Annotated in this window: 12 protein-coding genes; 9 read left to right on the forward strand and 3 right to left on the reverse strand. The window is 45.3% G+C overall.

Annotation, left to right across the window (positions count from 1 at the left end):
- The first annotated feature begins 217 nt into the window (after nt 1-217).
- The 4 genes from HRU42_RS06875 to HRU42_RS06890 all read left to right on the forward strand — a co-directional run bounded on the left by HRU42_RS06875 (nt 218) and on the right by HRU42_RS06890 (nt 4,995).
- A complete protein-coding gene (locus tag HRU42_RS06875; protein ID WP_295029754.1) occupies nt 218-1,678 on the forward strand; it encodes a M48 family metalloprotease in 1,461 nt (486 codons plus the stop codon).
- A gap of 197 nt (nt 1,679-1,875) precedes the next feature.
- Nucleotides 1,876-2,226: an arsenate reductase (glutaredoxin) gene (gene arsC / locus HRU42_RS06880; protein WP_295029755.1), complete on the forward strand. Its 351-nt coding sequence runs from the start codon at nt 1,876-1,878 to the stop codon at nt 2,224-2,226.
- A 9-nt stretch (nt 2,227-2,235) separates the two neighbouring features.
- Nucleotides 2,236-2,607: a DUF2069 domain-containing protein gene (locus tag HRU42_RS06885; protein ID WP_295029757.1), complete on the forward strand. Its 372-nt coding sequence runs from the start codon at nt 2,236-2,238 to the stop codon at nt 2,605-2,607.
- Nucleotides 2,608-3,018: 411 nt separating this feature from the next.
- Nucleotides 3,019-4,995 carry a hypothetical protein gene (locus HRU42_RS06890; RefSeq protein ID WP_295029759.1) on the forward strand — a complete coding sequence of 659 codons (1,977 nt, stop codon included), beginning with the start codon at nt 3,019-3,021 and terminating at the stop codon, nt 4,993-4,995.
- A 79-nt stretch (nt 4,996-5,074) separates the two neighbouring features.
- Here HRU42_RS06890 and hda read toward each other — a convergent pair whose 3' ends face one another.
- Together hda and HRU42_RS06900 are read right to left on the reverse strand one after the other, a co-directional pair.
- The gene (hda, locus tag HRU42_RS06895; protein ID WP_295029761.1) at nt 5,075-5,785 is read right to left on the reverse strand and encodes a DnaA inactivator Hda; all 711 of its coding nucleotides are present in this window, start codon (nt 5,783-5,785) and stop codon (nt 5,075-5,077) included.
- A 76-nt stretch (nt 5,786-5,861) separates the two neighbouring features.
- Entirely contained in the window at nt 5,862-6,920 is a 1,059-nt protein-coding gene (locus HRU42_RS06900; protein WP_295029762.1) for a DUF2066 domain-containing protein, read from the reverse strand.
- Nucleotides 6,921-7,165: 245 nt separating this feature from the next.
- Here HRU42_RS06900 and HRU42_RS06905 point away from each other — a divergent pair, with 245 nt between their 5' ends.
- Nucleotides 7,166-8,398 carry a uracil-xanthine permease family protein gene (locus HRU42_RS06905; protein WP_295029764.1) on the forward strand — a complete coding sequence of 411 codons (1,233 nt, stop codon included), beginning with the start codon at nt 7,166-7,168 and terminating at the stop codon, nt 8,396-8,398.
- An 80-nt stretch (nt 8,399-8,478) separates the two neighbouring features.
- On the opposite strand, the gene grxD is transcribed toward HRU42_RS06905, so the two are convergent.
- Nucleotides 8,479-8,832 (reverse strand): Grx4 family monothiol glutaredoxin, encoded by a 354-nt coding sequence (gene grxD, locus HRU42_RS06910; RefSeq protein ID WP_295029766.1) that lies wholly within the window; start codon nt 8,830-8,832, stop codon nt 8,479-8,481.
- A 205-nt stretch (nt 8,833-9,037) separates the two neighbouring features.
- Here grxD and sodB point away from each other — a divergent pair, with 205 nt between their 5' ends.
- The 4 genes from sodB to HRU42_RS06930 all read left to right on the forward strand — a co-directional run.
- Nucleotides 9,038-9,619, forward strand: coding sequence for a superoxide dismutase [Fe] (gene sodB / locus HRU42_RS06915; RefSeq protein WP_295029768.1), 582 nt, complete (start codon nt 9,038-9,040; stop codon nt 9,617-9,619).
- 260 nt (nt 9,620-9,879) lie between these two features.
- Entirely contained in the window at nt 9,880-11,814 is a 1,935-nt protein-coding gene (locus tag HRU42_RS06920) for a PrkA family serine protein kinase (protein ID WP_295029769.1), read from the forward strand.
- Between the two features lie 52 nt (nt 11,815-11,866).
- Nucleotides 11,867-13,135: a YeaH/YhbH family protein gene (locus tag HRU42_RS06925; RefSeq protein WP_295029771.1), complete on the forward strand. Its 1,269-nt coding sequence runs from the start codon at nt 11,867-11,869 to the stop codon at nt 13,133-13,135.
- Nucleotides 13,136-13,144: 9 nt separating this feature from the next.
- The coding region (locus HRU42_RS06930; protein WP_295029774.1) for a SpoVR family protein at nt 13,145-14,448 on the forward strand (1,304 nt) is incomplete at its 3' end.

Here is a 14,448-nt window from a genome sequence, read left to right on the forward strand (position 1 = left end):
CAAGCGATCTATGGTGAATCTATTACCTCGAGGTCAATGCTAAGTGCAATATTCATAATGAATATACACAAGTGTGGAATATGCGCAAAACTGCAGGTAATATTAATCTCACTATTAAACATAATTACATGAGTTATTCGAGTAAACTCAGCAGCTTGTTTATTAGTTCCTAGAGAATGTTTTGACCAAGACCACATTGCCCATATTAAGGATAAGTTTGAGTAAAATTACATCAACCAAATCTCTGTTAGCCGGTGCCATTTCACTTTTTTTCTGTGCTACCGCGCCTATGGCTTTTGCGAACAACGACCTTCCCGATCTGGGTACTGCCGCCGTCAATACCTTCAGTCTCGAGAAAGAGACCATCTACGGCGATGCTTATATGCGGGTGATCCGCTCCTCGGCGCCCATGCTCAACGACCCGGTGTTGAGTCAATATTTGACTGAGCTAGGTAATAAACTGGTGGCTCATGCGACGGGCGTTAAGACCCCTTTCTATTTTTTCTTGTTAAGAAATGATGAAATCAACGCCTTCGCCTTCTTCGGAGGACACGTCGGCGTTCACACAGGTTTGTTTCTAAACGCCGGTAATGAGAGCCAGATAGCGTCAGTACTGGGCCATGAAATTACCCACGTTACCCAAAGGCACTTAGCCCGTTCAATAGAAGCCCAAGATAAGAGTTCAACCGCAACGCTTGTCGGCATGCTAGGCGCTATACTCCTGACAATAGCCTCACCACAGGCAGGGATGGCAGCACTGGCCACCACACAAGCCCTATCGACTCAGGCCAAAATTAACTTTACTCGAGCCCATGAAAAAGAAGCTGACAGAATCGGCATGAAAATTTTGGTTGATGCAGGCTTCGACCCTAATGGTGCAGCAGATTTTTTCGCTAAACTTGCGACTCGCTACCGCTTCACCAGTAAGCCTCCACAGATGTTATTGACTCACCCACTCCCCGAGTCACGTATTACCGAAGCCAGATACCGAGCGGCTCAGTATCCCCACAGATATGTGCCGGATAACATAGACTTTCAGCTAGCGAAAGCGCGAATTCAGGTCAGATTTTCCGGCTACAGCGAAGAGGCTGCCCTTGCCTTATTCGACCAACAGCTCAGAAAAAGAACCTACACCTTCAAAAGTGCGGCACTTTACGGTAAGGCTCTAGCCCTATTTAGAACTAAGCACTTCGATGAAGCCGAAGAGATAATTGATGGCTTGTTAACAGAAAATAGCAACAATCTATTTTATATCGATACCAAGACAGATCTCTTGGTGCAGCGACAAGCCACGGATGAAGCCATAACATTTCTCGAGATACAACACGATCTTAAGCCATTTTCTCAGGTCATTAACACTAACTTGGCCCATGTGTACATAGAAGCAGACAAGGCAAGGCAAGCCATCCCCTTGCTCGAGGAGCTCATCTTCTTAGACAAACGAAATCAGTTGCCTTTCTTCTTGCTCAGCGATGCATATAAAAAGACGGGCAACAAAGCCATGGAACACTTCGTCAACGCCGAATCTATGGCGCTGGGTGCAGACTATAAAGGTGCGGTAGACCAGCTCAATTTCGCTTATCGATTGTCCAAAGAAAAGCCGCTACAACTTGCCCGAATAGAGGCTAGAATTCGACAATTCAAGCAGGCTAAATCCGCAATTGAGGCACTTAAATAACGGGTTAATTATTTCGGTGTTCTTAGCTCAAGGTCACTGACTTTCACTGCTAGTCATCGCCATTTTACACTTAGGTATCATGGCGAGTCCCTGCAAGATATCCCCCCAATTCCCCCTATTAGCCATGTTTTCTGATTGTGACTTTGGCCACCTTTTCGAGTATGATGTCGGCAATATTTGCATTCGGACATAAGCCTATGACTATGGTCAGTATTATTCATAACCCACGCTGCTCTAAAAGCCGTCAAACCCTTGCTTTATTAGAGGAAAGAGATTGCGAAATCCAAATAGTTGACTATCTGAAATTTCCTCTCAACAAGAATGAAATTGAAGATTTACTCACTAAATTGGGTTTAAGTGCGCGAGAGTTAATGCGCACCAAGGAGACAGAATATAAAGCACAAGATTTAGCCAACACTAGCTTGACTGAATCGCAGCTCATTCAAGCTATCGTCGATACCCCTAAGCTGCTTGAACGCCCCATAGTGCTGGCTAACGATAAAGCTGCTATCGGCCGTCCTCCCGAAAATGTTCTTGCGATTCTATAAGGCTGATCAATGAATTCTACTCGTTTGTTTCAACTATGCCGAGCTGGTTATCTGGCATTAGTATTAATGCTCAGCGCTTGGTTTATCAACAAGGGGATCACGGGTGAATATTCCCTGATCTTTGCTGCTATGTGGATCATCCCATTATTTTTCCCCTTGAAAGGCATCATCCAAGGTAAGCCCTACACTTATGCTTGGGCCAGCTTTATCATCTGTGTGTATATGCTCCATGGACTCACCTTACTCTACGTCACAGAGAAGTATTTTGTGTTTGCCCTGGTTGAGGTTCTCCTGCTGGGGGCCCTGCTGATAGGCTTTCCATTTTATGCCCGCATTCGTGGCAAAGAATTAGGTCTAGGGTTAAAGAAGAAAAAGAAATAACCAAGATTGATCAATAATCATAAAAAAAGCGCCTCTGGGCGCTTTTTTTATTGCTTGGGTAATACTAGTGCTTGAATGTTAAATCTCGTGTTATATTTTATACCATTCCGAGTAAGTATCTGATCATTCAGCGGGAGTTCAAAGCACTGTAGGCAAGGCGAATGTTTGAAGCTAATAGTTATTCTATATCGAAAATATTCAACGTAGCATAAAGGGCTTTGAAACCCGCACTGCGTGAGGCTCTCAGTGTTTCCACTTCTGTGTTACATTGACTTAGAAGGGAATAACCATTTCCTCATCAATGCGCCTTGAATTGAAAAAACTGAGAGCCTCTGAACTGACCAGATACTTATATGGAATGGTATTAGTTAAAACAATAATTTAACATATTCATAACGGGAGTCCCCTTCGATGAGGAAACTTAACACGCTTACCCTAGTCAGTGTTTTAGCCCTAGCGGCCTGTGGCGGGGGGAGTTCAGATGGGGATAACAATACGCCTATCGATCCTCCTCAGCCAAATTTAGCTCGATGTGAACAGCAAACCCAATTAACGGTTATATCTAGCCCTTCGGCCTTAGAATTTGTCACCGAACCTAGCTATAGCGCCAATCAAACCGCCGCCATAGTAGCAAGAATAGCCGGCTCTGATAGTAAAGGACTCACCTTCGAGTGGGCACAAATTGCGGGGCAGCCCCTGATACTTAAATCGGTCAAAAGTCCTATTTTAGCATTTCAATTTGCCGATGCCGGTGACTATAGCTTCTCCGTTAATGTTGCAGGTAACGGCATGTCCTTCAATGAAACTGTCAATATCTCTGTTGCGGCCATGACTACAGCTCAGTTCAATGTCCGCAGCGACCAACAGGTGGTTGAAGGTAACGATGTCAGTGTCAGAGCCGATAGAGTCGGCGTCAATGCAGATAAAATCCCATCTGCGCTTAGCTGGTGTATCGCATTGGGACCCGATCTCAACATAGATACCAGTAATATTGAACGCCCTCAATTTAAGGCTCCAGCAGTAAACTCGGATACTATCGCCATATTAAGAGCAACTGCCAGTGTCGATGGGGAAGCGGTTATCGACGAAGTCCTGACGCTGATCACCAATGAGTCTGCCATTAGCTCCCCCTATTTCGATGCACCTGTAGCCCGCACATTTGCCTACCAAGAGAACTCACCCTACAAAAATGCGCTCAATTCATGCGTGTATTCCAATCAACTACTCTCCCCCTGTACCATCGAGCAGTTACCTTTACTCGGTCAAACTCTTTCCCTCTCCGAGAAAGACAAGATCATGGACAGAGTCTTGGTTTCGCATCAATGGATGGGAGAGAATTTCGAGACATTTCTCGATAACATGGATCCAGACAGTGACTTTGCTCAACTATTACAATCGGTAACCGCCATAGTGATCAGCTATGATATTCGCCCATCATTTTATTGGGTCGTCACAGGCGCTATTTACTTAGATCCCACAGACCTTTGGTTACTCGCCGAAGAGCGAGATGTGATCAACGAAGCGGCGGATTTTCGTAGCGCATTTGGCGATCAGTTAGGCTTCATCATGCCTTGGCGTTATGTCAAAGATAATGCCTATGTATCATACTCGAGTCCCAGAACGCTGAGAACCGATCGCACCATGACCCAGATGGGTCCTGATTTGTCCTCGCTATTATTTCATGAACTCGCCCATGCCAATGACTTCTTTCCCAGCTCGATTTACGACACCATCCCTGTCGATAGCCAAACCTTGTTAGATCACTATAATCGCCGCACCTCGGCCGGCGAGTTAATATCCGATCGAGTCACGTCCCTGTATCCTCTGTTGAGTGACCAGATGTATAGTCTCGCCGACGTCAGCTTTAGGGGCGAAACTGCCACTGCTGCGCAGCAAGCGTTTCTGCCAGATGACATCACAGGTTTCTTCTCCGATGACAGTGCAACGGACTATTACGCCTATTCAACCCGTCGTGAAGATACCGCCATGTTGTTCGAAGAAGCCATGATGAGCTACAGATTTGGAATAATGCGTGATGTTGGCATCACAGATAAACCGGACAATGCCACCGCGGCCAGTATCACAGTTGACTGGGGACAACGTGGACGCATAGGTGAGAAGAGTGCAGGCTCTAAGATCCCTCAGAGAGCGGCGTTCGTTATCAGTCAAATCTTACCGACTTTAGATGCGACTCAGCTTATTGGGGATTTACCGGAACCAATCCAGATGACTCAAGGCCTGTCTTGGTTAGATAATCTGACCATTTCACCTCAGTTAGCCCCGACGCCACAGAAAATAAATGCTGCGCCGTCGACCGATACTCGAGTCTCTCAAGAAGCATTTACCCCCGCACTGAGAATAAGTGGCGATAGGCATAAGATGAATTAACGCCAATAACTGGCATTAAAAAAACGGCATAAAAAAACCGGTAATAAACTGAGTCATTACCGGCTTTTTTTGCGTGAAATTACAACTTGAGCATCTTCTTAACGAACGGGATCGTTAACTTACGCTGGTGAACCAGTGAATCTTTATCTAACTTATCGAGCACATCAAACAGGGTTCTCAAGTCTCTGGCTAAACGATTTAGCAAGAAACGCCCCACATCGTCCTCGAGTTGCAGACCACGCATGGCAGCACGTCGCTGCAGCGCCGCCAGCTTCTCGTCATCGGCCATGGGCTGTAACTGATAATTGAGGCCCCACTGCATACGAGAGACGAGATCGGCCAGCACAAAGCCAGAATCTGTGGGTGAAACACTGGCACTGACGATCAAGGAGCATTGAGTATTTTCAGAGACTCGGTTATAGAGGTCGAAAATGGCTTCTTCCCATAAAGGATGACCGGCAATGGCATCGACGTCATCGATACAGATCAGATCCAACTGCTCTAAACCTTCCAATAACGCAGGAGAAATGCTGGCATGTATGCCTAATGGTATATAAAAACTACTTCTTTGAACATCGTTCGCATGGGCACAGGCAGCGTGCATAAGGTGAGTTCGACCGGATTTAACCGGCCCCCAAAGAAAAACAGCCTGATGGGCAGCTCCTTCGGCGCAAGCTTGTAAGCTTTGAATCAGCTCATCGTTACCCGCTGCGGGGTAGTAGCTGTTAAAGGTCTCATCATCGGGTAGATGTACAGGCAAAGACAGTTGTAATGGTGAGTTAGATTTCACTCAGATAATTCTCAATTACACAGGTATTACTTAGGCACTCATTTTAACACGAGTGCCTAAGGATTCATATTCAAGACTAGCCTCGCCAGCGATACTCTGGGCCTTGTACTTCGTGAGAAGGCCGTGGACCGAATCTATCATCGCTCAGTATCACAGGCATAGATTGTTTCAAGACCCCGACTCTAGGTTCAAGTTTCATCAATCTGCGAAGATCATCTTCGGTGCCAAACAGATCAAGTGTAAACTTAGCCGAAGTGCCTTGCAATTGAGTCAGTTGAACTAATTTTACGGCACTGAGTTGCTTAAGGTATTTCTCAATTTCGACCAGCTGCTTCAATTCGGTAATATCGACAAACGTTACATAACTATTGAGTGTATTGCCAGAATCTGCAATCGCATAGCGTCCGACATAATATTCGCTCACAGCCGCGATAATCTCCTTCACCGCGGTATCGATATCATTAACCTGCTTACTTTTACTCGTTAGAGGCTTGTGCAACGTTTCGCCGCTGGACTTGGGATATAAGGAAAAATTATATTGTATGGCCTTGCCACGAGTATCGATAGACGCCATAACGAAATAATCAGCCTGATAACGCTGAGATGCCCTAGCCACCTGTTCGACAAACATGCCGCGGATATCATTGAGGGTCACATTCATGTTGTCATCGAGATCCATGATAGGAAAGAGTAAAGGCACCCCGTTCGATTGAGAGGCTGATTGGAACAGCTCCCGGCTATCGAGCACAGATCCATCACTGACTATCTGTCTCGCTTCAGCATCGTCCTCAACTAGCCACATTAAGGTCAAGGGTCTCTGTTTGCCCCAGACGGGTAAATGAGCATCTCTTAAGAGCTGGATGATACGTTGATGATCGAAACTGACCTGCAAAAATAGCTCGCCGTCGATCTCCTTGTATCCAAACTGACTGAGTAATGAGGAGGGATTTTTCACCTTGGCCTGAATACTTGGATGAGAGATGGATGCCTTAGTGCCTGAATTTTTCAGAACTACTTCTTTCAGCCCAATTGAAATGGCTTTTTGTCGCTGGGCAACGGAGCGGGATTCGACCGGAACCAAGGTTTCATCGAGTTGATAAACTTCGGCGGCACTCACTAGATTGATTTGTAACAATAAATAGCCAGCACAAAAAATCGAAGAGTTTAATAGGGTTTTCAGCATCTTCACTGTTCTAACGGGAGACATGATAACAAAATTGTATCACATCTTGGTTCACTCCAGATCATTCACTTGGCTATTTCATCGTTTCTATATCTATTTTTGTTTCCCCAAAAAATTTAAACAAGCATGATACTAATTACTATGAAAGTTTCCCCATACTGTTAACATTAGCCAGATACCCAATAATAGAGATAATAATGAAAAATTTCGCCCTCGCCCTTCAAGGGGCTCAAATGCTATTTGTGGCTTTTGGCGCCTTGGTATTGATGCCCTTATTGACCGGATTAGATACCAATGTCGCCCTGTTTACCGCAGGTATAGGCACACTGATTTTCCAGTTAATCACTAAGAGACAGATCCCCATTTTTCTCGCGTCTTCATTCGCCTTTATCGCCCCTATCATGTACGGCGTACAGACTTGGGGGATCCCCTCTACCATGGGGGGACTGATGGCAGCCGGGGTCGTCTATCTGATATTAGCCAGCATCGTCAAGGTTAGGGGTGATGGTTTCATCAAACGTCTACTCCCTCCCGTCGTTATCGGGCCCGTTATCATGGTGATAGGACTGGGCCTGGCCCCAGTCGCCGTGAATATGGCCATGGGCAAGAGTGGTGATGGCTCTCTGGTTATAGTGGAGCAAAATATCGCATTAATCATCTCACTCGCCGCCCTGCTCACCACAATAGGCATCGCCATATTTGCTAAAGGGATCTTCAGATTGATGCCCATCTTAGCCGGTATTTTAGTGGGTTATGGTTTGAGTCTCAGTTTTGGCATCGTCGACTTTACCCCTGTCGCCCAAGCCAGTTGGATAGCCATGCCCAATTTCGTTGCCCCGGAATTTAACTGGCATGCCATCGTATTTATGATCCCCGTTGCCATTGCGCCGGCCGTAGAGCATATCGGCGATATTCTGGCCATCTCTAACGTTACGGGTAAAGATTATCTGAAGAAACCTGGACTGCACAGGACCCTTGCCGGTGACGGTGTTGCAACGATTGCCGCCTCGGCCTTTGGTGGACCGCCAAATACCACCTATTCTGAAGTGACTGGTGCCATCACCTTAACTAAATCGTTTAATCCAGTGATCATGACCTGGACTGCTATTACTGCCATTATTCTCGCCTTCGTCGGTAAGCTTGGCGCCATCATGTTGACCATCCCAGTTCCTGTGATGGGTGGCATCATGTGCCTCTTGTTCGGCTCGATTGCGGCGGTAGGGTTAAATTCGCTGATTAAGAATCAGGTGGATCTCACCGAACCGAGAAATCTGTGTATCGTAGGGGTCACTCTGGTATTTGGCATCGGCGGCATGGCCTTGGGTATTGGCTCATTCAGTCTGACAGGCATTAGCCTGTGCGGCATTGTAGCGATCACCTTGAATTTGTTATTACCTATGCCTAAAGATACTGAGTCAGAGTCGGCTTAATACTAATAGGTAAAATGCTACTCCCATAAAAAAAGCCTTTCAAATGAAAGGCTTTTTTTGACTGACTCACTTAACTTACATTAAGCGTTCTTTTCATCTTCAGCAGCATATTTTGCTGCTGTTTCAGTGATAAGCGTCTGCAGCTCACCTTTCTGGTACATTTCAGTCAAGATATCACAACCACCGATCAACTCACCTTCGATCCAGAGCTGAGGAAAAGTCGGCCAGTTGGCGTATTTAGGCAGTTCAGAGCGAATATCTGGATTCTGTAAAATATCAACAAACGCAAATTGTGCATCACAGTTGATCATGATTTCAGCAACCTGTGATGAGAATCCACAGCTAGGCAATTTGGGAGAACCTTTCATGTAAACTATGATTGGGTTTTCGGCGAGTTGTGCTTTGATTTTTTCTACTGTTTCGTTTATTTCCATTTCAATTCCTAAACTGCACACACAATTACTAATAATTTCTCCTATTGTACTTCAGGTTTACCCATAACTAAAACCTACTTTTTTAAAGGTTATTAAATATAAACATTTTTATTGATTTAATCGGAAAATTGAAGATACTGATAAGGAATTTTCAAGTAGAATTAGATTCTAGAAACATAATAAACCTAATAGAGTGGAGCAACTCATGGCTTTTGAACTACCTGCATTACCGTATGCAAAAGACGCACTAGAACCTCATATCTCGAAAGAGACTATTGAATTTCATTATGGCAAGCATCACAACACCTACGTTGTTAAGCTAAATGGTCTAGTTGACGGCACTGAACTTGCTGAAAAAAGCCTTGAAGAGATCATCAAGACCTCAACTGGCGGTATCTTCAACAATGCGGCACAGATCTGGAACCACACCTTCTACTGGAACTGTCTGTCTCCAAATGGCGGCGGCGCAGCAACCGGTGCAGTAGCTAAGGCGATTGATGACGCCTTTGGTTCTTTCGACGCGTTCAAAGCTAAGTTCACCGATTCAGCTGTCAATAACTTCGGTAGCGCCTGGACTTGGCTAGTTAAGAATGCCGACGGTAGCGTCGCTATTGTTAATACTAGTAATGCTGCCACGCCTTTGACCGATAGCACTGTAACACCAATCATGACTGTCGATATATGGGAACATGCTTACTACATAGATTACCGTAACGTGCGTCCTGATTACTTGGCCCATTACTGGGAATTGGTTAACTGGGATTTCGTTAACCAAAATTTCGCGTAACTCGCCGGAAAAAGAATGCCTGGGTAAAAACTAGCCCATTGACAAGAAGGAGCCATTACGGCTCCTTTTTTTATGCTTCTCGATAAGTTCCACTAAAATCCCCACTGACTACAAGTGCAATAGTTGCATTTGCAACTGTTTCTCTTTGTTTTATTTGGCTTTTTTATGACGCTGTTCATTTTTAAGGTCTAATATTAACAGTAGGAGACATGTTTTTAGTTATCGCTTACACACTTATTAGGCGTTTCAGGGGGTGGAATATGGGCATTTTTGAGCATTACCAACAGCGCTACGAACAGAAACTCGACGAAGAGTATTCACTACAAGAGTTTTTAGAGATCAGCAAAAAAGACCGAAGTGCATATGCATCGGCTGCCGAACGCTTGTTACTCGCTATCGGTGACGCTGAAACTATCGATACGTCTAAGGATCCAATCCTCAGTCGAATTTTCTCAAACCGACTAATTTCTCGGTTCCCGGCATTCAAAGATTTCTACGGTATGGAGGATGCCATAGAGCAGATAGTGGCTTACCTTAAACATTCCGCACAAGGTTTAGAGGAATCGAAACAGATATTGTATCTCCTCGGCCCAGTCGGTGGTGGTAAGTCTTCTCTGGCTGAGAAACTGAAAGACTTGATGCAGAAGATCCCTATCTATGTGCTGACCGCCAATGGCGTCAGAAGCCCTGTTAATGACCACCCATTCTGTTTATTTAATCCTGATGAAGACAGTGAGTTATTGGCAAAAGAATACCATATTCCCATCCGGTATCTTAAATGCATCATGTCTCCCTGGGCGGTTAAACGTCTGCATGAATACGGGGGTGATATTTCCAAATTTAAGGTGGTAAAGGTCTTCCCCTCCATTCTGGATCAGGTGGCCATCGCTAAGACAGAACCTGGTGACGAGAACAATCAAGATATCTCTTCCTTGGTCGGTAAGGTAGATATTCGCCAGCTTGAGCATTTTGCGCAGAATGACGCCGATGCCTACTCATACTCTGGCGCCCTGTGCCGAGCAAACCAAGGCATCATGGAGTTTGTCGAGATGTTCAAGGCGCCAATCAAGGTGCTTCATCCACTACTGACCGCTACTCAGGAAGGCAACTATAATGGCACCGAGGGCCTGTCTGCCCTGCCGTACAGCGGCATCATCCTGGCTCACTCTAACGAGTCTGAGTGGACGACGTTCCGCAACAATAAAACCAATGAAGCTTTCCTGGATAGGGTCTATATCGTTAAAGTGCCCTATTGCTTGAGGATGTCTGAGGAGATGCAGATCTACCGGAAATTACTGTCTAACTCTGAGCTAACCAATGCCCCCTGTGCGCCGGGCTCATTGGAAACCTTGGCTCAATTTAGTGTGCTATCCCGTATCAAGTCACCTGAAAACTCATCCATTTACTCCAAGATGCGTGTCTATGACGGCGAAAGTCTGAAGGACACAGATCCTAAGGCAAAATCCTATCAAGAATATCGCGATTATGCCGGCGTAGATGAAGGTATGCAGGGCCTATCTACACGTTTTGCCTTTAAAATATTATCTAAGGTATTTAACTTCGATCAGAGTGAGATAGCGGCCAATCCGGTCCATCTCTTCTATGTACTCGAACGTCAGATAGAACAAGAGCAGTTTCCCACCGAAACCGCCGAACGTTATCTGGAATTTCTTAAGGGTTATCTGATCCCTAAGTATGTGGAATTTATCGGTAAAGAGATACAAACCGCTTATTTGGAGTCTTACTCTGAATATGGTCAGAACATTTTTGACCGATATGTCACCTATGCCGATTTCTGGATCCAAGATCAGGAATATCGGGACCCTGATACCGGTCAGCTTTTCGACCGTTCAGCACTCAACGCTGAGCTGGAAAAAATTGAAAAGCCCGCCGGGATCAGCAACCCCAAAGATTTCAGGAATGAAATTGTTAACTTTGTACTCAGGGCCCGGGCCAATAACGAGGGCTGCAATCCTCTGTGGACTAGCTATGAGAAGCTCAGAACTGTCATAGAGAAGAAGATGTTCTCGAATACCGAAGATCTGCTCCCTGTGATCTCTTTCAATGCCAAAACATCCACGGATGATCAGCGTAAACACGATGATTTTGTCAATCGAATGATGAAGAAAGGCTACACCAAGAAGCAAGTCAGGCTGCTATCTGAATGGTACCTGAGAGTACGTAAGTCTTCTTAATATAGGCAGGCCGGGAGGAAGACACGCTTCCGGTTATGTTCAGGAGGTGCGCATGGCGAATTTCATAGACAGAAGACTCAATGCTAAGGGAAGAAGTACGGTTAATCGTCAACGATTTATCAATCGCTACAAGCAACAGATTAAAAAAGCCGTCAGTGATGCGGTGACACGTCGTAGCGTTACCGATGTCGATAAGGGCGAGAGAATTGGCATTCCCACCAAGGACATCAGTGAGCCTTCATTTCACCAGGGCCAAGGTGGAATAAGAGAACGAGTCCATCCCGGCAACGATCAGTTTATCAAAGGAGACAAGATTGAACGTCCGCCGGGCGGTAGAGGCCAAGGCTCGGGTCAGGGAGAAGCGTCCGATTCAGGAGAAGGCGACGATGATTTCGTATTTCAAATTTCGAAAGACGAATATTTAGAACTTCTTTTTGAAGATCTAGAATTACCTAACCTGCAAAATAATCGACTCAACAAATTAGTCGAATATCAGGTATATCGTGCCGGATTTACCAATGATGGTGTCCCTGCCAATATCAACATTGTCCGCTCATTGAGGTCTTCACTGGCAAGGCGTATCGCCATGTCTTCGAGTAAGAAGAAGTTACTCGCCGAGCTAGAGACTCAACTCGAAGAGCTCGAGAATACGCCGGGCGCAGAAGCCGAACGTATCTTGTTGTTGAAAGAGCAAATTGAAGCGCTGAAGCAGAAGATAGCCAAAGTCCCCTTTATTGACACATTCGACTTAAGGTACAACAACTTTGCCAAACGTGAGATCCCCTCGAGTCAGGCCGTCATGTTCTGTCTGATGGACGTATCTGGCTCTATGGATCAGGCAACGAAAGACATGGCTAAGCGCTTCTATATCTTGCTATACCTCTTTCTAACCCGTACCTATAAGAATTTAGATGTTGTCTATATTCGCCACCATACTCAAGCAAAAGAGGTCGATGAACATGAGTTCTTCTACTCACAAGAAACCGGTGGCACCATAGTCTCCAGTGCACTGAAACTGATGCACAAGATCCAGAAGGAACGTTACCCACAGAGTGAATGGAATATCTATGCGGCGCAAGCCTCTGACGGCGATAACTGGGCCGACGACTCACCCGGTTGTAAGCAGCTACTGGAGAAAAAACTCTTGCCTGTGGTGCGCTACTTTAGCTACATAGAGATCACCAACCGAGCTCACCAGACACTGTGGCGCGAGTATGAGGGCCTACAGAAGTCTTTCGATAACATAGCCGTACAGCATATCAAGCAGGCCGAAGATATATATCCTGTGTTTAGAGAACTCTTCAAGAAGCAAGCTGTATAAGGGGGCGTTATGGATAACAAAAAAAAACGAACACCACTCGATGACGGGCCAGACTGGAACTTCGAACTGCTGCAGAAATACTTGACCGAAATAGAGAGGGTTGCCGCCCACTATCGACTGGAGTCCTATCCCAACCAAATTGAAGTGATCACCGCAGAGCAGATGATGGATGCCTATGCCGGTATCGGCATGCCTTTAGGCTACACCCATTGGTCCTTCGGTAAAAAATTTATTGAGACCGAACAGAGTTATAAACGCGGTCAAATGGGATTGGCTTACGAAATTGTCATTAATTCTGACCCATGTATCGCCTATCTGATGGAAGAGAACACCATCACCATGCAAGCCTTGGTGATGGCTCACGCGAGTTTCGGTCATAACAGTTTCTTCAAAAACAATTACCTTTTTAAAACCTGGACCGATGCCAGCTCTATCATAGATTATCTGGTTTTTGCCAAGAACTATATTAGCCAGTGCGAAGAACTCCATGGCATAGAGCAGGTTGAACTGATAGTAGACTCGTGCCACGCTCTGATGAACTACGGAGTCGATAGATATAAGCGCCCGAGTGAGATCTCATTTAAAGAGGAGCAGCTCAGGCAGAAAGAGCGTGAAGAATACCTTCAGAGTCAGGTCAACGACCTGTGGCGCACTGTGCCTAAGGCACATCAAGAGCTGGATGAGAAAACCGAATCAAGGTTTCCAGAGGAACCTCAGGAAAATATACTTTACTTCATCGAAAAACATGCGCCCTTACTGGAGCCATGGCAAAGAGAGATAGTGCGGATAGTCAGGAAAATGGGGCAATATTTTTACCCTCAGAAACAAACCCAAGTAATGAATGAAGGCTGGGCCACATTTTGGCACTACACGATTTTAAATCACCTCTATGATGATGGCTTAGTGACCGACAGATTTATGCTGGAGTTTCTGCAGAGCCACACCAATGTTATTGTGCAACCAAGCTACAACAGCCCCCGCTATAATGGCATTAATCCTTACGCCTTGGGCTTCAACATGTTTATCGATATCAGGCGGATCTGTGAAGATCCTACCGATGAAGACAGACAGTGGTTTCCTGATATTGCAGGCAGCGACTGGTTAGAGACTTTACATTTTGCCATGCAAAATTTTAAAGATGAAAGTTTCATTAGCCAATACTTGTCACCTAATATCATCAGGAAATTTAAACTGTTCAGTATTTTGGATGATGATAAGAAAAACTACCTTTCAGTCTCAGCGATTCATGATGAGCAGGGATATCAAGATATACGTCAAATGTTATCTCAACAGTACAATCTTTCCAATCTTGA

The organism is Shewanella sp., assembly GCF_013214165.1.
GTDB lineage: Bacteria > Pseudomonadota > Gammaproteobacteria > Enterobacterales > Shewanellaceae > Shewanella.